The organism is Pontibacter oryzae (genome assembly GCF_003576375.1).
GTDB classification, from domain to species: domain Bacteria; phylum Bacteroidota; class Bacteroidia; order Cytophagales; family Hymenobacteraceae; genus Pontibacter; species Pontibacter oryzae.
Window position 1 is genome coordinate 376,970 of the sequence record NZ_QWGE01000001.1, and the last position, 18,069, is coordinate 395,038.

Genomic DNA, 18,069 nt, shown 5'->3' on the forward strand with positions numbered 1-18,069 from the left:
CGCTTCTGTTATTCGTGGCTTATACATTGGCGGTAACAGGCGGTGCAAACTCTTTCATTATTTCCGCGGCCACTACCTGCCCTGATATGATAGAAGGCGGCACGCCAGGACCTGGCACCGTAAGCTGGCCCGTATAGTATAAATTCTTCACCTTCTTGCTTTTTAAGCTGGGCTTTAGGATGGCAGTTTGCATTAATGTATTGGCCAAACCATACGCATTGCCTTTAAAAGCATTGTAGTCGCTTATAAAGTCGTTATGCGCGTAGCTGCGCTTATACACTATGGCACTCCTGATGTCCTGTTTTGTGAGGCGCTCCAAGCGGTTCATGACCAGGTTAAAGTATTTCTCCCGCACCTCTTCCGAGTCCTGCAGGCCCGGCGCCACTGGTATAAGTATGAATACGTTTTCGCTCCCTTTCGGGGCAACGCTAGGGTCTGTTACTGATGGGCAGGAAACATAAAAAAGCGGTTTACCAGGCCATTTTGCATGAGTATAGATTTCTTCGGCGTGCGGACCGAAGTCCTCGTCAAAGAAAAGGTTGTGGTGCTGCAGGTTGTCTAAACGCTTGTTTACGCCCAAATAAAACAGCAAAGAGGATGGCGCCATTACACGACTCTCCCAATAACTATCAGAGTAGCTCTGGTAGGCTTTCGGGAGCAAATGCTTCTCTACATGATGGTAATCTGCGCTTGCTACCACTATATCGGCTTCAAACGTATCGGTTGAGGTATGCACTGTAGTTAACGTACCATTAACTACCGCTAGCTCCTGCACATTTTGGTTATACCGAAACTTTACCCCTTTTTCAGTTGCCAGTTTCACCATACCTTCCACAATTTTATGCATCCCGCCCATTGGGTACCAGGTCCCCAGGCTGATGTCTGCATAATTCATAAGGCTATAAAGCGCGGGGGTGTTTTGGGGCAGCGCGCCCAGGAAAAGTATGGGAAACTCCATCAGCTTTATCAGCTTCTCGTGTGTAAAGAACCGACGGATATGCTTATGAAATGATTGAAAGACATCCATACGCAGCACATCAAGCAGCAAAGCCGGACTCATAAACTCTGTTAAGGAGCGGCCCGGCTTGTACACTAACTGGTTGATGCCCACTTTATACTTGTAGGCTGCCTGTTCAAGAAATTTATCAAGTTGCACGCTGCTGCCCTTTTCCATGCTTTCGAAAAGCGTATGTAGCTCTGGCAGTTTGGCAGGTATGTCTACAAAATCGCCCTCCCCAAAAACTACAGTATAAGATGGATCAAGGCGCTTAAGATTGTAATAATCGGCAGTGGATTTACCGAATTTGTTGAAGTATGACTCAAACACGTCGGGCATCCAGTACCAGCTTGGCCCCATGTCGTAAGTAAAACCCTTAGCAGAAAAACTTCTGGCCCTGCCTCCGGGGCCACTGTTTTTTTCCAGCACGGTTACCTCATAGCCTTGGTCGGCCAGGCTTGTAGCAGCGGCTAAGCCCGAAAAGCCAGACCCTATGACTATCACACGTGTTTCATTCATACATTTCGTTACTTATACCTTAGGCATCTTGCTGATACACTTTGAGCATGTTCTTCAACTCCTTACGAGCAATGTGTATGCGGTTTTTCACCGTCCCGATAGGAATCTGGAGCTTCTCGGCGATTTCGAGATACTTAAAGCCAATATAATACATCATAAATGGTGTACGGTGCTCTTCGTTGAGCCCAGCAATTGCCTTATTGATATCGTTCATGACGAAAGTAGCAGTGCCTTTGTTTTGCGTTACGTAGCTTTCGTCTGTGTTAAGGTACTGAAGATATTCTGAACTATCGATATTACTGCTGCGCTTAGTTACCTTATTATAGTTATTGATAAAGGTGTTACGCATAATGGTGTATAACCAGGCTTTTAGGTTAGTACCAGTTTTAAATTTTTCGCGGTTAGTCAATGCTTTTAACATCGTCTCCTGCACCAGGTCTTTGGCGTCGTCGGCATCGCGTGTCAGGTTCATTGCTACTGGTCGCAGCGACTGAGCCACATTCTGTACGAGATTATTGAATTCTAGAGCAGTCATTATTTTTGTTTAATGTTTTATGGCAATACCATAAACAAATATACGACACGCTCCTGAATAAATCTGATTTTGTCTAAATTAATTTCGACGTTGTTTAAACGTTTTCGACAAACACCTAATTCATACGTGTGTACGTACATATTTCTCCGGCGAACGACGCAAACAAAAAATCCGGTCAGTTGCCACTTCTTATAAACGAAATTGGCAACTGACCGGATCATCCGGAAATAACTAATATCAGTTAAACTTAGCGATAAACTCTGTGATACAGGACAGACGCTTTACATTGTCAGGCAACACTAAACCATCTGTACGGGTTAGGTAGCCATAGATGTACACCGTACTTGCCGGAAAGCGTTCGGAAAGCCTGTTTACATAACTTTGCACCTGTTCCCGCTCCGGCACAGAGGTAAGCACCGTACAGATAAAGTCCGCCTGAAATTGCTCGTAGGTCAACTCAAGGTCTTTAAAAGGAAGGTTCTGGCCCAGGTATATAACACGCTGTTTATGCGCCCGCAGGATATAGTTCATATACAGCAAGGCCAATTCATGCAACTCCCCTTCTGGCAAGTATAAGATGTAAGTAGGTGAATCCTCCTGCCACTGCACTACTTGGCCATCAATAGCGACTAAAAGCTTTTGCCGGATCAGGTTACTTACAAAGTGCTCATGCGCCGGCGTGATATTGCCCGTTTGCCAAAGTATGCCAATTTTGTTAAGGAAAGGATAAATTACGCGCAACATCGTTTCCTGAAACCCCATTTGAATAGTGGCAGTAGATAGCGCCCTGTCGAACTTATACTCGCACATATCAACCATAGCGGCCACCAGGGCACTTACGTGATGCGAGCACTCGCAAGGTTGGTCGCAGAGTTGCTGTACCATCTGCAGGATTTGCTCCTGCCCCATCTTCGCAATTTTAGAGATTTTATACCCTCGCTCGTTCAGCAACGAAATATTGAGCAATGATTTAAGATCGGCATCATCATAATACCTGATATTAGTCTCTGTGCGTTTTGGGTTTAAGATACAGTAGCGCTGTTCCCATATCCGTATGGTGTGCGCCTTGATGCCTGAAAGATGCTCTAGTTCTTTAATTGTGTATTGTGCCACGTTTCTCCTGTTCCTTATTCCTCACAATTTCCAAAGCCGACCTAAAGTAGCGAGGGGCAACCCAAAGCATACCAAAAGACTCGGATCCATGCTTACCATGCGTTTTATGATGTACTTTATGCGCCATGTTTAAAGCCTTAAGGTAAGCATTAGACGTTTTTCCAAAAAACTTTATTCTGCGGTGGATAAACACGTCATGAATTAAAAAATATGCCAAGCCATACATCGTGATGCCCGCACCTATCCAAAACCTGTAATCTATGGGGTCGCTGCCAAAAATAAAGAAAAGCATAGCTAACGTACCGTAATAGGCAAAAAACAAGTCATTCAGCTCAAAAGCATGATTATGCTGAACATGATGCGACTTATGTAAGAACCATAGAAAACCGTGCAGCACATACTTATGCATAACCCAGGCCACGCCTTCCATAGTCACAAAAGTCAAAAGCATGATCCCTAAGCCTATTAGCATAACGTTAGAACAATAAGTTTAACGAATAGTTTAGAATCTTAAACAAAAAATCACCACTTTACCTGCTCCTTATTGAGGAAGGCGGCAATACCACGCTGGCAATCTTCACTGCCACGGGCTACGGCATTCATTTCAGAAGCATACTGCAAACCTTCCTCCAGGCTCATGCCTTGCACGCGGGCAATCATCTCTTTTGTCACCTCCATAGATTGCTTAGAGTTTTCTTCGCAAAGTTTACGGGCAAAGCTAAATACGCGCTGCTCCAGCTCTTCAGAGGGAACTACATAATTTACAAGGCCATACTGGGCAGCCTCTGCAGCAGAAATAAGGTCTCCGGTAAGTAAAAGCTGCTTTGCTCTGGCCTCACCTATTTTGCGAAGTAAAAATACCTTAACAATAGCAGGTATAAAACCGATTTTCACTTCTGTATAACCGAATTTTGCCTCAGGCACCGTAAAGCCGAAATCACAAATTGCCGCCAACCCGCATCCGCCAGCAATGGCATGCCCGTGAATTTGGGCAATAACTACTTTTTTCAAAGTATAAATCATCCGAAACAGCTCCATCAAGTGCGTAGAGTCGATCAGGTTTTCGTGGTAGTCGTTTTCCTGCAAGCGCTGGATATAGGCAAGGTCAGCGCCTGCGCAAAACACTTTGCCGTCAGCGCGTAGCACAATTACTTTACAGGCCTCGTCCTCCTCGGCAAAGGCAAAGGCCCGCTTCAGCTCTGTTACCACTTCAAAATTAAGCGCATTACGTTTTTCAGCACGGGCAAGCGTGATGTAGCCTACACGCTCCTTCACCTCGTAGCGTACAAATTCCATCGTTTGCTGCTCAGTTGTATTGGTTAGATCAGTCATGATTCGTTCTATATAGATAGTATGGCTAAAATAGATACCTGGGTTTCAAATATACACAAGTATGTGCACAACGCCTTGGTTAAGCAACATACCACTTGCATCTAAGACTGCCTGATGCAATAACTGCACTCGTAGCCTATATATGCTTACAACTACTAACTATTCTCCTGCGAAAACGTTTATAAAAATAAATTTGCTAACGAACGTTAGGTTGCTTATATTTGTTAAATAACCATGGAAGCAGTTTTGAGCAGAAAAGAACAAATAGAGAAAACAGCCACAGCGCTTTTTAAGTCGAAAGGCTTTTCCGCTACTTCTATGCGCGACCTTGCCAATGCTCTCGGCATAGAAGCTGCCAGTATTTATTCTCATATCAAATCGAAAGAGGAGATTCTGCAGCGCGTTTGTTTTAATATGGCCCGAGAGTTTTTTGAAGCCATTGATGCTGTGGAGGCGAAGGAAGGTAACGCTACTGACCGCCTGAAGCGCGCCATTGCAGCCCACGTGAATGTGCTGACGCAGAACACCGAGGCATCGGCCGTTTTCCTGCACGAGTGGCGCCACCTGAGCGAACCCATGCATGGCACATACCTTTCGCTGCGCGACAAGTATGAGGCCCGCTTCCGCGAGATTATCCGCTCAGGCATGAACAATGGGGAGTTTACAGTGCCTGATGAGAAATTTGCAGCCTTGACCATACTTTCCAGCCTTAACTGGATTCATACTTGGTATAAACCGGAAGGCAAAATGACACCGGCAGAGATTGCCCATAATCTTACTGAAATGCTTTTAAACGGCCTGACTAGCAGCAAACAGGCCTTGCACGATACATACTCTCACCTTAATACACCTTAACTAATCTAACTTTATCTGCCGGGCTGCTCATACAGTCCGGCATTTTTTGTCGAACCTTAAAACTATATATATTATGTACGGAGGAGGAAACGTTTTCGAAGCCACCAAATTCGACGACCTGCAGACGGAAGACCCTGCAAAGCTGGCCGAGTTTGAAGCACGCATTGCCCGAGGTGAAAAAATCGAACCAACCGATTGGATGCCCGAACTATACCGCAAGCAGCTTATCCGAATGATAGAGCAGCATGCGCATTCTGAGATTATCGGATCGCTGCCGGAAGGCACCTGGATTACCCGTGCACCCGGCTTCCGCCGTAAGATGGCGCAAATGGCCAAAGTACAGGACGAGGTTGGCCACGCGCAGCTTTTATACTCTGCCGCCGAAACGTTGGGCAAGTCGCGCGAGCAGATGCTGACCGATCTGATCAACGGCAAATCAAAATATTCTAACGTATTTAACTATCCTGCCCTAACCTGGGCCGACTCTAACATAATCTCGTGGCTGATTGATGCTGGTGCCATTGTAAACCAGATGGCAAACGCAAGAGGCAGTTATGGTCCTTACTCCCGTGCCCTAGAGCGCATTTGTGCTGAAGAAGCCTTCCATCTGAAGTATGGCCACGATGCCGTAGTGCACATGGCTACTGGCTCTCCGAAGCAACGCGAAATGATACAGGCAGCCCTTAACCGCTGGTGGGGACCGATCATGACGTTCTTTGGCCCGTCTGATAAAATGAGCACGCATACTGAAACACTTATGCGCTGGAAGGTAAAAATGGCCTCGAACGACGAGTGCCGTCAACAGTTCCTAGACATGTACGTGCCGAAAATCTGGGAGCTTGGCCTTACCATACCAGACCCGAATCTGAAGAAAAATGCTGAAACCGGGCAGTGGGAATTTACGGAGCCGGATTGGGATGAGTTTAAGCGCGTAATAAACGGTGATGGCCCTTGCAACGCCGAGCGCCTTGCCGTACGCCGCACCGCCGAAGAGCGCGGCGCCTGGGTGCGAAGAGCCCTGCTTAACCCGAAAGCAAAGTACGTGAAACCATTGGCATAGCCAATGGCAATTAAAAATTAGAAATTATGAATTAGAAATTGATCTGGAGTGAAGGCATAACCCTTTTTCTCATTTCTAATTTCTAATTTTTAATTCATAATTATCGAAAAATGAGCTTAAAATCACTAGATCCCCGAGTAAACCGGCTGAACCTGCCCGACGGTGAGGTGCCTGCTATGGAGCCGAAACAGGAACTGGATCAGTTTGAAACATACGAGGCCTTTCATCAGAAGAAAGACGGTGCAGCGTTTACCTATGTTGGCCCGGTACACGCGCCAAACGAAGATGTAGCCTTTCTGTTTGCGAAAGAGCAATATAGCCGCCGCTTTGCGTGCGTTGGCCTTTGGGTTATCCGCACCGAGCATATTCAGGTTACACCCTATGGCAATGATGGCGAAAATATCTACGATACCCTGCGCGCTGCGCAACCAACCGAGCAAAGCGAACAGCCTGAGCCTTACGAGATTTTCCATTTGAAGAAGCGCGGCAAAGCGCATACCCATGCCGGAAGAGTAATGGCCACGTCATACTTAGAAGCTTTGCAAGAAGCAAAGAGCGCTTTCGGTGAGAAAGGCCCGGTTGTAAATATTTGGGTGGTTAAATCGAAAGATGTGCTGCAATCTGCGGAGGAAGACAAAGATATGTGGACAACCATCCCCGAGAAAAAGTACCGTGAGGCCATTGCTTACAAGGTAATGGACAAAATCACGAAGTATAAGGAAGAGAACAAAACAACTGCGCAATAATGAACGAGTTAGCTATTAAAGACCTGCTATACAAACTGGCCGATGACCAGCTTATACTTGGCCACCGCAACTCTGAGTGGACCGGCTTCGGCCCGATACTGGAAGAGGACATTGCTTTCTCATCGATGGCACAGGATAAGATTGGCCACAGCCTGGCTTTTTACACGTTGTTGCACGAGCTCGGCGAATCCGAACCTGACACAGTTGCTTTCACTCGAAACGCCAACCAGTTCCATAACAGCCAATTGGTTGAATTGCCAAACGGGGAGTATGATTTCAGTCTGATACGCCACTTTCTGTACGACAATGCTGAGATCATCCGTTTTGAGATGCTAGCTCAATCGAGCTATGAACCTATCGCCAAAGTTGCCACCAAACTGAAAGGCGAAGTAAAGTACCATGTGCTGCACGCCAACACCTGGATCAAGAACCTGGGCTCGTCTACTGAAGAAGCTATACTTCGTCTGCAGTCATCCTTAACCGAGGCATTACCTTACGCATTGGGCATGTTTGAGCACTCAAAGTATGAGCAGGAGTTGATAGATGCCGGTATTTACGGAGGCGAGGAAGCTGTAAAAATAAAATGGCTGAAGCGTATACAGGCGGTTATAGAACAAACAGCACTTAAACTACCTGACCTGGAAAGTATAGCTCCGAAATTCGGAGGCCGTTACGGCGAGCACACCGAGCACTTGCAACCGCTGCTAGACGAGATGGCCGAAGTGTTTAAGATTGACCCTACTGCCGAGTGGTAGTTTAGTAACGTATCACTACACACGAATCACGTAGCACGATTTATCATTTGTCGTGATACTTGATTCGAGATACACCTATTGTATTACGCCCAAAATTATGCTGAAAAAAGACGACATATTAACCCTGCTGGAAGAGGTAAAAGACCCTGAGATACCGGTGCTCTCGCTGGTAGACCTGGGAGTGATCACGGGTGTGGAGGTATCGGAAGATGCGCACGTAACCGTGAACATGACACCTACCTTTGCCGGTTGCCCTGCCATGGACTACATGAAAAAGGATGTGGAGCGCACACTGGAGAAGCATGGCATCAGCAAATACACGGTTAATATGACCTTCGACAAGCCTTGGGACAGCAACAAGCTCACCGAAAAAGGCCGGCAACATTTAAAGGAGTTTGGGCTGGCCCCTCCGCCCAAGTATGATTTGATACTGGACCTGGATATTCTGGAACATGTAAAGTGCCCCTACTGCGACAGCGAAGACACAACTATGCGTACGCCTTTTGGGCCAACGCTCTGCCGCTCCATGCATTACTGCAATAACTGCAAGCAGATGTTCGAGCAGTTTAAGCCGCTGTAAAAACACTTTAGAGCCCGATACAAGGCTAATAAAAAAGAAAAAGCTTATCGTATGCGATAAGCTTTTTCTTTTTGCTTGAGTTATACTTAGATATCCGCCATTTCTGCTTTCACGAAATCAACCAAGCTCTTAATATATTCTGTGCTGAAATCGAATTTGATGCCGGCAGCTTCGTATACTTCGCCGATGGATACCGTGTAGCCCAGGCTTAGCGCGCGTTTGTAAGCAGCCAATCCCTCTGCCGGGTTTTCCTTATAGTTCTTCCAAACAGCAATAGCTCCTAACTGCGCCATAGCATACTCTATGTAATAGAAAGGCACCTCGTAAATATGCAGCTGCTTTTGCCACATGAATGGTTTATACTTCTCGAGGCCATCCCAGCTTACAAGTTTGTGGTTGTAGGTGTTAAAGATGTTGAGCCATTCCTGATGACGCTCTTCCTGTGTTTGCTGCGGATGCTCGTAAAGCCAGTGCTGGAACTTGTCCACGGTGGCAACCCACGGGAAAGTTTCGAGTACGCTTTCCAAATGTGTTTTCTTGGCGCGCTTCAACTCATCCTCATCCTCAAAGAATATGTCCCAGTAATCCATCGAGATCAACTCCATAGACATAGATGCCAGCTCTGCCACTTCTGATGGTGGGTGTTTAAAGGCATTCAGCGGCAGCTCCCTTGTCAGGAAGGAATGCACGGCGTGGCCGCCTTCGTGCAGCATCGTGATTACGTCGCGCAGGCTGGAAGTGGCATTCATAAAGATAAACGGCACGCCGATCTCATCCAGCGGATAGTTATAGCCGCCTGGTGCCTTTCCTTTTCTAGATTCCAGGTCCAGGTGGCCCATTTCGCGCATAGTTGCCAGGCAATCGCCGAGGTAAGTATCCAGTTTATAGAATACCTGTACTGTTTTCTCCAGCAGCTCCTCCCCTGACTTGAATGGCTCCAGTGGCTTTTTTCCGCTAGGGTCTACGTCCAGGTCCCAAGGCCTAAGCTGCTCCACCCCTAGTTCAGCTTTGCGCTCCTCATCAATCTTGGTGAGCAATGGCACAATGGTTTCCTCGATAGAAGCATGAAAATCGAAGCAATCCTGCGGCGTATAGTCGAAGCGGCCCATGGCGGCAAACATGTAGTCGCGGAAGTTCTCAAAATCGGCATTGGTTGCAACCTGGTGGCGCAGCTTAAGCAGGTCATCAAAAAGGCCATCCAGCTTATCGCGGTCCTGGTAGCGGCGCTCTTGTATGGCACGCCATGCGGTTTCACGCACGCTTCTGTCGGTGCGCTTTAAACGATCGGCGGCACGTTGTAACGTTATCTCTTCCCCATCTAACGTTACGGTCATGGCGCCGGTGGTAGCGGCATACTGCTGCTGCTTGGTGCTGATCTCGGTTTGGAGCGGAATGTTTTCTTCCCGGAAAATTTCCAACGCCCTCTCAACCCCGCGCAGGTAGATTTTATACTTTTCCTGATCCAAGGCATTCACGTAAGGCGAGTGCATCAGCTTCAGGTTAAGCTCATGATCCAGTGGCGCAATGTTCGGCTCAATCTCGGAAATGAAATACTGAAACGCATTGGTGGTTTCCTCGTTCTGGGTGTCGCAGGTCATCCGGATGTAGCGCCAGCCAAGATCTTCGGAGAGTACGCTCTCAAGTTCGCTACGATCCTGCATCCACTTCTCCAACTCTTCTACATTGGCTATATGTCGGGTCTTCAGTTCTTCGAAGTAAGGTTGTATGGTTTCCCATTTATCAACATTGAAGTCCTCAGACAAATAGGCCCTTGGCTTTCGCGTTGGAATGTTTAGGTTTGTTTGTTGTTGTATTGTCATTATAGCAATATATATTTTAGAAGTACAATATAGGTACTTCTTATGAAAGTACAAAAAAAGAGCAGCGCCACGAGAAAAAATCCTCCGGCGCTGCTCCTTTATACGTTTAAATGGTTCTACCCGATCTCAATCACGACGTTAGAAGACAGCGGATGCCCCACACAGTTAAGCACATAGCCTTCGTCCATCTCGGCATCAGAAAGCCCCTCACGTTCGTCCAGATGCACTTTCCCGCTGAGGCATTTACCGCGGCAGGCAGTGCACAGGCCGGCCTGGCAGGAGTACGGCAAATCAATATCTTGCTCAAGGGCTGCCTCCAAAATTGTCTGGTCCGGCTCCACTTCGAAGCTATACTCTGAGCCCTCGTAAATTACGGTTACTGTTTGGGTTACAATCTCTCCCTCATCGTCAGAAGAAGCTACTTCGCCATGCTGCGGCTGTTCTTGCTCTTGGCCAGCGGCTTTGCTGCTCACGAAGCTTTCCTTGAAAATTCTGTCGGTTGGCACATGCAGTACATCCAGGGCGTGGCGCACTTCTTCCATCATTCCTTCAGGGCCGCACATGTAGTAGACAGCGTTCTCTGTTTTTGCCAGTTGCAGGCGCTCCAGTATCTTGATAATCATACTTTGGTTCATGCGGCCACGGTGCGCGCAATCGTGCTTGGGCTGGCTGTAAATGTACTCTACGTGCAGGCGGTTCGGGTACTGCGTTTCCAGGTCTTGCAGCTGCCCCCTGAAAATAACCGAGTCCTCATCGCGGTTACCATACAAAAGGGTAACCTTACTGGCTGGCTCCTCGCGCAACACAGCTTTCAGGATAGACATAAGTGGGGTAATGCCGCTGCCTGCCCCAAACAGCAACACCTGGCGTTGGTTATCCGGGGCGCACGTCAGGCAGAAATTCCCGATAGGCTCCATCACCTTCATCTCTTGGCCAACCTGCAGGTTATCGAGCAAGTAATTAGACATCAGTCCGCCTTCCACTCGCTTCACGGTTACAGCAAGGCGCGGTGCCTCGTGCGGGGTGCTGCTAAGCGAGTAAGAGCGGCGAACCTCCTTGCCTTCTATCGGCAAAATTAAGGTAAGAAACTGTCCTGGCTTATAGTTTATGGTTTGCTGCGCTAGATGCTCAAAAAAAATTGTGGCTGCATCAGCCGTCTCATGGGTAATGGCTACCACCTTCAGGTTAAGGTAAGGGCTACTCATACTTGTTATACTTTTACGCTATTGTGTCTTCGGTTAAAACTAATTTAAGGCTTGAAAGTTACGATAATCCCGCCTGTTCTGAGAATGTATCGTATAATTTTTGAAATTAGTGCTTTTAGGGCACAATAAAATAATTTGAATATTGGTTGTAAAATATATAAAAAAAAAGCTGCAAATTTACAGCACGTTATGAAAGCAAATGTGTTCACTCACTTAATGCCCCATTTCGCCGTACTTATACCACAATCTTAAAATGAAAACAACATGTTGTACAAACTAACGCTCAAAAACTCCGAGAAAACTGTAGTAGTAGATGATGTAACTTACGATTATATACAGAACAACGCCTACCTGCAACAAATTGAGTTCCTGAAGCACCTCCGCATCCACTCCAACGGATACGCTTTCTTCCAGAAAAACTGGCCCCTCAAAAACGGTAAATACCGCAACGAAACCATTTACCTGCACAAGATGATCGGCGAGCAGATGCTCGAAAAGCCTGAAAGCGACCTGAAACTGTACGTGCACTTTAAAAACGGCAACAAACTAGACTGCCGCCGCGAGAACCTGGAGTGGGCACCGCTTTGCAAAATTGTTCGCAACACAGCCAAAACCGAGAATAAACTAGGTGTGCGCGGCGTACATAAAGAGGCTCAGAAATACCGCGCCATTATCCACTTCAACAAACAGCGCATCAATCTCGGCACATTCGAGACACTACAAGAGGCAGCGCTGGCATACAGTAGAAAATCAGAAGAGCTCTTCGGCAAAACCAAAAGCCTTAAAACCTTCTCTAAAGTCTTAGAAGAGGAAGAGGTTACGGCCTTAAGCTAATTTCTACTTAACTTGCGTGTAGCCTCACGAATAATTTATTAAGGCTACACGCAAGCTTATGAAAAACCTGAAAAACCTTTCCGCCATACTTAGTAGGCATAGCCATGCTTTTGGCCCGGTAGTAGCCCCGGATTTAAATGCCGCAAACGTTTGCCTACTCGATTTTACAAGTAATAACACACTTCTCCAAAACACTGACCTTCGGGATACCACTGCCTTTAACGCTGCCTTAGAAAAAATGCTGGCACAGAAGCGAGCAACGGTTGGCATAGGCGGTTACCTCGAGAACCGCTTTATCTACCGACGCAGCAGCCATTTTGATGTGAGCGCTGAAAGCCGCAACCTGCACCTAGGCGTGGATATTTGGGCTGCTGCCGGCACGGAAGTATATTCCCCTTTAGATGCCTCCGTCCATAGCTTTCAGGATAACGATAACTTTGGCGATTACGGCCCAACCATTATTCTGCAGCATGAACTGGAAGGCACCACATTTTATACTTTGTATGGCCACCTTAACCGTGAAGCATTGCACGGCCTGCAGCAGGGACAACTTATAGCCAAAGGCCAAAAGATTGCCGAGATCGGCCCTTACCCTGAAAACGGTAACTGGCCTCCTCACCTGCACTTCCAAGTTATTGCGGACATGGGCGATAAGTATGGCGATTTTCCGGGAGTTGCCACAAGCGCGGACCGTGAAACGTATGCGCAGCTATGCCCAAACCCTAACCTTATCCTGCAATGCCGCTATTTGTCTTCGGCTTGTAAAACCCTCTAATTTTCCGTAAAATGCAATTTTGGCCGTTGCTACAGCAGGCAACGCCAGTCTTTTCTAACTTTTAATTATACTTTAGCATGATGCTGGACATTGATTCCATCCGCGAGATGGTAGTAAACTTTGCTGTACTTTATGGTATAAAACTTTTAGTAGCCTTTGTAATCCTGATTCTTGGGACATGGGTTATAAAGCGGTTGAATAACCTGATACAAAACCTGATGTTGCGCAAAGGCGTGGACGATTCGTTGCGTCCATTTTTAGGTAGTATACTTAACGTAACCTTGTGGGTGCTCTTGATTGTGTTAGTTGTAGCACAGCTAGGCATGGAAATGACTTCTTTTATCGCTGTACTTGGCTCTGCAGGCCTTGCCATCGGTTTAGCCCTGCAAGGCAGCCTTTCCAACTTTGCCGGTGGCGTGCTTATACTTACCATCAAGCCTTTTAGAGTTGGCGATTACATTGAGGCGCAGGGCCAGGGCGGCACAGTGCACCTGATCAACATATTCAACACCGTACTGAAAACTGCCGATAATAAAACGATTTACCTGCCCAATGGCCCGCTAGCCTCGACGGTGGTAACGAACTATTCGGTAGAAGCTACACGCCGGGTAGAACTGCTTTTCACTGTGTCGGTACATAACGACATTGGAAAAGTGCGCCAGCTTATACAGGAGCTGATTAACCAGGATGAGCGCGTATTGCAGGAGCCTGCGCCAGCTATTGTGGTTACTAACTTTGCAGAGCATTCCATAACCATCAGCACCCGTATCTGGTGCAACCGCCCGGATTACTGGCCTTTGTTCTGGGACATGAACGAACGCGCCAAAGCCGCTTTCGAGCAGCACAACATCGCCATGCCAGTGCCAAAGCGCGAAGTGCTTTCGCACTCGGCCAACGGTCAGGCGCCTGCGGCGGTTTAAATAGAAGCCACAAGTATAAAAGAAGAGCGGCCCCTCACAGTAAGGGGCCGCTCTTCTTTTATACTTGTGGCTTAATTAATCAAACTTTATGGCTTTTACAGGTTTTATCCGGGCGATCATGGCGGCAGGTATAAGTATGGCCATCATCGTTAGAAGTAAAGTTATCGCATTCAGGCCTATAATAATGCCAAGATTCCAGCTAATCGGCACGCGGTCCATGTAGTAGTTCTCAGGGTCAAGGGGGATCAACTCAAAGTAATATTGCAGGGCACAAAACCCGAGCCCGATAATATTTCCCCAAACCAAACCTTTAATAGTCAGTTTAAGGCCTCGGAAATAAAAGACTTTTCTAATCTGGCCATCGGTGGCACCAACAGCCTTTAGCACGCCAATCATGTTTATCCGCTCAATAATCATGATGAACACCGTGGAAACCATGTTAAACGTAGCCACGAAAATGATCAGCACCAGAAATATAATAACGTTCTTACGCAGCAACTTTAGCCAATCGAAGAGCTGGGCATGCCGGTCAGTAATTTTCTCCAGCTGCAAGTCATAGTTCATCTGCTCAAACACCAAGTCAGCAGCCTGGTCAATCTGCTCAAAGTCTTTTAATACAACTTCTACGCCACCAACAAGGGTATCTGGCCAGCTGTTTAGCTCACGTATTAGTTTTATGTCGCCGATTACAAACACCTCATCAAACTCTTCCAAGCCTGTGTTGTAAATGCCCTTTACAGTTAACTTTCGGGCACGCGGCGGGGTTTGCACAAAGTAAAAGATAGCATCATCACCAACTTTAAGGTGCAGTTTATCGGCAATGCGTTGGCTAACCAGTACGTCTTTCGATGAGGTTGTATCGTTATACGAAATCAGTTCGCCCCCTTCCAGGTTCTGTTGCATCGCGCTCAAATCATAATCTCTGCCCACGCCTTTCATCACCACGCCCAATACTTCATCATCGGTCTTAATGATAGCCGTTTTACGCGCAAAAGTCTGGACTTTTTTAATACCGGGGATTGAATCTGTAACACCGATGTTATAACTTATCGGCGCGCCCTCGTATGAGTTATTCGTGTCATACTTGCTGATTTGGAGGTGTGCGCCGAAGCTGAAGATCTTGTCGCGGATTTCGTTTCGGAAGCCTTCAAGTATGGCAAAAGACACAATCATGATAGCAATGCCTGCAGCTATGCTTATAATTGCTATTTTTGTAACAGACTGGGTAAAAGACCCGGCCTGCACTTCAGATATTTTATCGGATATATATTTGGAGATGTTCACTCGCCTTAAATCATTTTAACAGCCTTAAAGATAGGTATCAATTTTGACTTCTACCTTACAAAAACTATGACACACCCCTACCTCCTGCTTTCCGCCGCGCTGCTGCTATCGTTCGGTAGCTGCAGCTCTAAACAAGTGCCAGCATCTGCCCCTGCTAAAACACAGGCCGCTGCACCCGCAGCCACCCCGAAAGCCGCTCCGCTTAAAACCGGCGCCCAGCAGTTGGGTTTATACTTGCCAAAACTGCAAGGCAAACGCGTGGGCATGGTAGTTAACCAGACATCAACGGTTGGAAGCACGCATTTGGTAGACACGCTGTTAAGCCATGGCGTAGCGATTAAGACGATTTTTGCGCCAGAGCACGGCTTCAGAGGCGAAGCCGATGCCGGAGCGCATATTAAAGATGCCAAGGATGCTAAAACAGGGCTTCCGATAATTTCGCTGTACGGTAAAAACAAAAAGCCGCTGCCAGAGCAGATCAACGACCTCGACGTGCTTGTGTTCGATATTCAGGATGTGGGCACCCGTTTTTATACTTATATCAGCACCATGCATTACATAATGGAGGCTGCCGCAGAGCATGGCAAAGAGGTAATCATACTTGACCGCCCAAACCCGAACGGCCATTACGTGGACGGCCCGGTGCTTGAGATGGATCAGCAGTCGTTTGTGGGGATGCACCCGATTCCGATTGTACATGGCCTTACAGTAGGTGAGCTTGCCAATATGATAAATGGCGAAAAGTGGCTGGAAGGGCAACTCCAGGCAAAAATAACTGTGATCCCGATGGCCAATTACAACCACAACATGGCTTACGACTTACCTGTAAAGCCATCGCCGAACCTGCCAAACGCGCAAGCCATTGCCCTATACCCATCAATCTGCTGGTTTGAGGGCACTGACGTGAGCGTTGGCCGTGGCACGCCTACACCATTCCAGCTAATCGGTAGCCCATACTATCAGAAAAAAGATTTCAGCTTTACACCTGTTAGCACGCCGGGCGCCACAAACCCGCCCCACAAAGACCAGATTTGCTACGGCAAAGACCTGACAGATGTAAAGGTTGCCGATAAAATTGATCTGGCTTACCTACTGGACATGTATAAAAACTCTACCAACAAGGATAAGTTCTTCAACAACTTTTTTGAGCGACTAGCCGGCAACACCAAACTGCGCGAGCAGATTAAGGCTGGCAAAACCGAAGACGAGATTCGCCAAAGCTGGGAACCGCAACTTTCCAACTTCAAACAAACACGCAAGCAATACCTTCTTTACCCAGATTTTAGCTAAAAAATGACCCAGGATTTACGCATTGTGTTTATGGGAACGCCGGACTTTGCCGTGCCTACCCTGCAAACACTCGTGGAACATAAGTATAACGTAGTAGCCGTGATTACTGCACCGGATAAACCGGCAGGCCGTGGCCAAAAGCTTAACCAGTCGCCGGTGAAGGAGTATGCCGCCGCGCAAGGTATACCTGTGCTGCAGCCAACAAACCTTAAATCAGAGGCTTTTCTCGATGAGCTACGCGGCTACAACGCCAACCTTCAAATAATTGTGGCTTTCCGCATGTTGCCGGAAGTTGTATGGGCAATGCCAGCGCTTGGTTCCTTTAATATACACGCCTCCTTGCTGCCGCAGTACCGAGGCGCAGCGCCCATAAACTGGGCCATTATAAACGGGGAAAAGGAAACCGGCGTGACCTCTTTCTTCCTGAAGCACGAGATTGACACCGGCGATTTGATCTATCAGGAGCGTGTTCCTATTAAAGATGAGGATGACTTCGGCACGCTTTACGAAAAACTGAAGCATACCGGGGCCGATCTTGCGCTACGTACAGTGCAGGCCATTGAGCGTGGCGAGGTGCAGCCACAGCCACAGGTGGTAACCTCCGAGACAAAACATGCCCCTAAAATCTTTAAGGATACCTGCGAGATTAACTGGAACCAACCAGCCGGGCAAGTGCGTGATTTTATCCGTGGCCTGAGCCCATACCCTGCCGCCTGGGCAAAGCTAAACGGCAAAACGTTCAAACTCTTTAAAACAGAGGTCGTTCAGGATGTTGCTTATACATCGGAGCCCGGCACAATCCATACCGATAACAAGACGTTCTTGCACGTGCAAACCGCTGCTGGCGCGCTTTCCATACTTGATTTGCAGATGGAGGGCAAAAAGCGCATGTCGATCCAGGATTTGCTGCGCGGATACAATTTTAACGCTTAGCCTCGTTAGCCATGATAGCCATTGTAGTAGCCGCCGACGAGAACAACGTGATCGGGAAAGACAACGACCTGATCTGGTACTTGCCCGCCGACCTAAAGCACTTCAAAACCTTGACGATGGGCCACCCCATGATTATGGGCCGTAATACCTATGAGTCTATAGGTAAGCCGCTTCCGGGGCGCACTTCCATTATTCTCACCTCCAGGCAAGATTATAAAGCTGATGGCTGCGTGGTAGTTCATAGCCTGGAAGAAGCGCTCGAGAAAGGACGCGCCCTTGATGAGCAAGTATGCATTATTGGAGGAGCTAAAGTATACCAGCAGGCCTTAGCCTACACAGATACGATCTATCTGACACGCGTACACCATACGTTTGAGGGTGATGTATACTTTCCAGACCTTGCCCCGCAGGATTGGGAGCTTGTGGCAGAAGAGCACCATGCCCCAGACGAAAAGAACAAGTATAGCTATACCTTCCAGACGCTGAAAAGGAAGTAAGTATAAACAAGAAGGCCGC

The 18,069-nt window shown here is 47.5% G+C and carries 19 protein-coding genes; 11 read left to right on the plus strand and 8 right to left on the minus strand.

Going from position 1 to position 18,069, the window contains the following annotated elements; translation table 11 throughout:
- Positions 1-19: 19 nt before the first annotated feature.
- From D1627_RS01595 to D1627_RS01615, 5 genes are all read right to left on the minus strand, one after another.
- Positions 20-1,516 (minus strand): phytoene desaturase family protein, encoded by a 1,497-nt coding sequence (locus tag D1627_RS01595; RefSeq protein ID WP_119430464.1) that lies wholly within the window; start codon positions 1,514-1,516, stop codon positions 20-22.
- Between the two features lie 19 nt (positions 1,517-1,535).
- A complete protein-coding gene (locus D1627_RS01600) occupies positions 1,536-2,051 on the minus strand; it encodes an RNA polymerase sigma factor (protein ID WP_119430465.1) in 516 nt (171 codons plus the stop codon).
- Between the two features lie 237 nt (positions 2,052-2,288).
- Positions 2,289-3,164 carry a MerR family transcriptional regulator gene (locus D1627_RS01605; protein WP_119430466.1) on the minus strand — a complete coding sequence of 292 codons (876 nt, stop codon included), beginning with the start codon at positions 3,162-3,164 and terminating at the stop codon, positions 2,289-2,291.
- Positions 3,145-3,615, minus strand: a complete 471-nt coding sequence (locus D1627_RS01610) for a sterol desaturase family protein (protein WP_233555475.1) — start codon at positions 3,613-3,615, stop codon at positions 3,145-3,147. Before D1627_RS01610 ends, D1627_RS01605 begins: the two co-directional genes overlap by 20 nt.
- A gap of 71 nt (positions 3,616-3,686) precedes the next feature.
- On the minus strand, positions 3,687-4,460 hold the full coding sequence (locus tag D1627_RS01615; RefSeq protein WP_119431073.1) for an enoyl-CoA hydratase/isomerase family protein: 774 nt from the start codon (positions 4,458-4,460) through the stop codon (positions 3,687-3,689).
- A 270-nt stretch (positions 4,461-4,730) separates the two neighbouring features.
- Between D1627_RS01615 and D1627_RS01620 the strand changes: the two genes are divergently transcribed.
- The 5 genes from D1627_RS01620 (at position 4,731) to paaD (ending at position 8,492) form a co-directional block, all read left to right on the plus strand.
- A complete protein-coding gene (locus D1627_RS01620; RefSeq protein ID WP_199688352.1) occupies positions 4,731-5,351 on the plus strand; it encodes a TetR/AcrR family transcriptional regulator in 621 nt (206 codons plus the stop codon).
- A gap of 73 nt (positions 5,352-5,424) precedes the next feature.
- Positions 5,425-6,411, plus strand: coding sequence for a 1,2-phenylacetyl-CoA epoxidase subunit PaaA (paaA, locus tag D1627_RS01625; RefSeq protein ID WP_119430468.1), 987 nt, complete (start codon positions 5,425-5,427; stop codon positions 6,409-6,411).
- Between the two features lie 110 nt (positions 6,412-6,521).
- Positions 6,522-7,157: a phenylacetic acid degradation b gene (locus tag D1627_RS01630; RefSeq protein ID WP_119430469.1), complete on the plus strand. Its 636-nt coding sequence runs from the start codon at positions 6,522-6,524 to the stop codon at positions 7,155-7,157.
- Positions 7,157-7,912 (plus strand): 1,2-phenylacetyl-CoA epoxidase subunit PaaC, encoded by a 756-nt coding sequence (gene paaC / locus D1627_RS01635; protein ID WP_119430470.1) that lies wholly within the window; start codon positions 7,157-7,159, stop codon positions 7,910-7,912. Before D1627_RS01630 ends, paaC begins: the two co-directional genes overlap by 1 nt.
- A 97-nt stretch (positions 7,913-8,009) precedes the next feature.
- Positions 8,010-8,492, plus strand: a complete 483-nt coding sequence (paaD, locus tag D1627_RS01640; RefSeq protein WP_394342572.1) for a 1,2-phenylacetyl-CoA epoxidase subunit PaaD — start codon at positions 8,010-8,012, stop codon at positions 8,490-8,492.
- Between the two features lie 86 nt (positions 8,493-8,578).
- Here paaD and D1627_RS01645 read toward each other — a convergent pair whose 3' ends face one another.
- Both D1627_RS01645 and D1627_RS01650 read right to left on the minus strand, forming a co-directional pair.
- Positions 8,579-10,312, minus strand: a complete 1,734-nt coding sequence (locus tag D1627_RS01645) for a M3 family oligoendopeptidase (protein WP_119430471.1) — start codon at positions 10,310-10,312, stop codon at positions 8,579-8,581.
- 116 nt (positions 10,313-10,428) lie between these two features.
- Complete coding sequence (locus D1627_RS01650) at positions 10,429-11,517, minus strand: ferredoxin--NADP reductase (RefSeq protein WP_119430472.1); 1,089 nt, start codon at positions 11,515-11,517, stop codon at positions 10,429-10,431.
- A gap of 264 nt (positions 11,518-11,781) precedes the next feature.
- Here D1627_RS01650 and D1627_RS01655 point away from each other — a divergent pair, with 264 nt between their 5' ends.
- The 3 genes from D1627_RS01655 (at position 11,782) to D1627_RS01665 (ending at position 14,046) form a co-directional block, all read left to right on the plus strand.
- The gene (locus D1627_RS01655) at positions 11,782-12,351 is read left to right on the plus strand and encodes an HNH endonuclease (RefSeq protein ID WP_119430473.1); all 570 of its coding nucleotides are present in this window, start codon (positions 11,782-11,784) and stop codon (positions 12,349-12,351) included.
- A 58-nt stretch (positions 12,352-12,409) separates the two neighbouring features.
- The gene (locus D1627_RS01660) at positions 12,410-13,126 is read left to right on the plus strand and encodes a peptidoglycan DD-metalloendopeptidase family protein (protein WP_119430474.1); all 717 of its coding nucleotides are present in this window, start codon (positions 12,410-12,412) and stop codon (positions 13,124-13,126) included.
- 77 nt (positions 13,127-13,203) lie between these two features.
- Entirely contained in the window at positions 13,204-14,046 is an 843-nt protein-coding gene (locus D1627_RS01665; RefSeq protein ID WP_119430475.1) for a mechanosensitive ion channel family protein, read from the plus strand.
- A 75-nt stretch (positions 14,047-14,121) separates the two neighbouring features.
- Here the strand turns inward: D1627_RS01665 and D1627_RS01670 are convergent, their stop codons facing one another.
- Positions 14,122-15,330: an ABC transporter permease gene (locus tag D1627_RS01670; protein WP_119430476.1), complete on the minus strand. Its 1,209-nt coding sequence runs from the start codon at positions 15,328-15,330 to the stop codon at positions 14,122-14,124.
- A 66-nt stretch (positions 15,331-15,396) separates the two neighbouring features.
- Here D1627_RS01670 and D1627_RS01675 point away from each other — a divergent pair, with 66 nt between their 5' ends.
- The 3 genes from D1627_RS01675 to D1627_RS01685 are packed head-to-tail and all read left to right on the plus strand — an operon-like array spanning position 15,397 to position 18,050.
- Positions 15,397-16,620, plus strand: coding sequence for an exo-beta-N-acetylmuramidase NamZ family protein (locus tag D1627_RS01675; RefSeq protein WP_119430477.1), 1,224 nt, complete (start codon positions 15,397-15,399; stop codon positions 16,618-16,620).
- A 3-nt stretch (positions 16,621-16,623) separates the two neighbouring features.
- The gene (gene fmt / locus D1627_RS01680) at positions 16,624-17,553 is read left to right on the plus strand and encodes a methionyl-tRNA formyltransferase (protein WP_199688353.1); all 930 of its coding nucleotides are present in this window, start codon (positions 16,624-16,626) and stop codon (positions 17,551-17,553) included.
- Between the two features lie 11 nt (positions 17,554-17,564).
- Positions 17,565-18,050: a dihydrofolate reductase gene (locus D1627_RS01685; protein WP_119430478.1), complete on the plus strand. Its 486-nt coding sequence runs from the start codon at positions 17,565-17,567 to the stop codon at positions 18,048-18,050.
- The last annotated feature ends 19 nt before the right edge of the window (positions 18,051-18,069 follow it).

Excerpts from the sequence above, each read along its gene's own strand:
- D1627_RS01595 (WP_119430464.1), bottom strand. The coding sequence starts at position 1,516 with ATGAATGAAACACGTGTGATAGTCATAGGGTCTGGCTTTTCGGGCTTA.
- D1627_RS01600 (WP_119430465.1), bottom strand. The coding sequence starts at position 2,051 with ATGACTGCTCTAGAATTCAATAATCTCGTACAGAATGTGGCTCAGTCG.
- D1627_RS01610 (WP_233555475.1), bottom strand. The coding sequence starts at position 3,615 with ATGCTTTTGACTTTTGTGACTATGGAAGGCGTGGCCTGGGTTATGCAT.
- D1627_RS01615 (WP_119431073.1), bottom strand. The coding sequence starts at position 4,460 with ATGGAATTTGTACGCTACGAGGTGAAGGAGCGTGTAGGCTACATCACG.
- D1627_RS01620 (WP_199688352.1), top strand. The coding sequence starts at position 4,731 with ATGGAAGCAGTTTTGAGCAGAAAAGAACAAATAGAGAAAACAGCCACA.
- paaA (WP_119430468.1), top strand. The coding sequence starts at position 5,425 with ATGTACGGAGGAGGAAACGTTTTCGAAGCCACCAAATTCGACGACCTG.
- D1627_RS01630 (WP_119430469.1), top strand. The coding sequence starts at position 6,522 with ATGAGCTTAAAATCACTAGATCCCCGAGTAAACCGGCTGAACCTGCCC.
- paaC (WP_119430470.1), top strand. The coding sequence starts at position 7,157 with ATGAACGAGTTAGCTATTAAAGACCTGCTATACAAACTGGCCGATGAC.
- paaD (WP_394342572.1), top strand. The coding sequence starts at position 8,010 with ATGCTGAAAAAAGACGACATATTAACCCTGCTGGAAGAGGTAAAAGAC.
- D1627_RS01645 (WP_119430471.1), bottom strand. The coding sequence starts at position 10,312 with ATGACAATACAACAACAAACAAACCTAAACATTCCAACGCGAAAGCCA.
- D1627_RS01650 (WP_119430472.1), bottom strand. The coding sequence starts at position 11,517 with ATGAGTAGCCCTTACCTTAACCTGAAGGTGGTAGCCATTACCCATGAG.
- D1627_RS01655 (WP_119430473.1), top strand. The coding sequence starts at position 11,782 with ATGTTGTACAAACTAACGCTCAAAAACTCCGAGAAAACTGTAGTAGTA.
- D1627_RS01660 (WP_119430474.1), top strand. The coding sequence starts at position 12,410 with ATGAAAAACCTGAAAAACCTTTCCGCCATACTTAGTAGGCATAGCCAT.
- D1627_RS01665 (WP_119430475.1), top strand. The coding sequence starts at position 13,204 with ATGATGCTGGACATTGATTCCATCCGCGAGATGGTAGTAAACTTTGCT.
- D1627_RS01675 (WP_119430477.1), top strand. The coding sequence starts at position 15,397 with ATGACACACCCCTACCTCCTGCTTTCCGCCGCGCTGCTGCTATCGTTC.
- fmt (WP_199688353.1), top strand. The coding sequence starts at position 16,624 with ATGACCCAGGATTTACGCATTGTGTTTATGGGAACGCCGGACTTTGCC.
- D1627_RS01685 (WP_119430478.1), top strand. The coding sequence starts at position 17,565 with ATGATAGCCATTGTAGTAGCCGCCGACGAGAACAACGTGATCGGGAAA.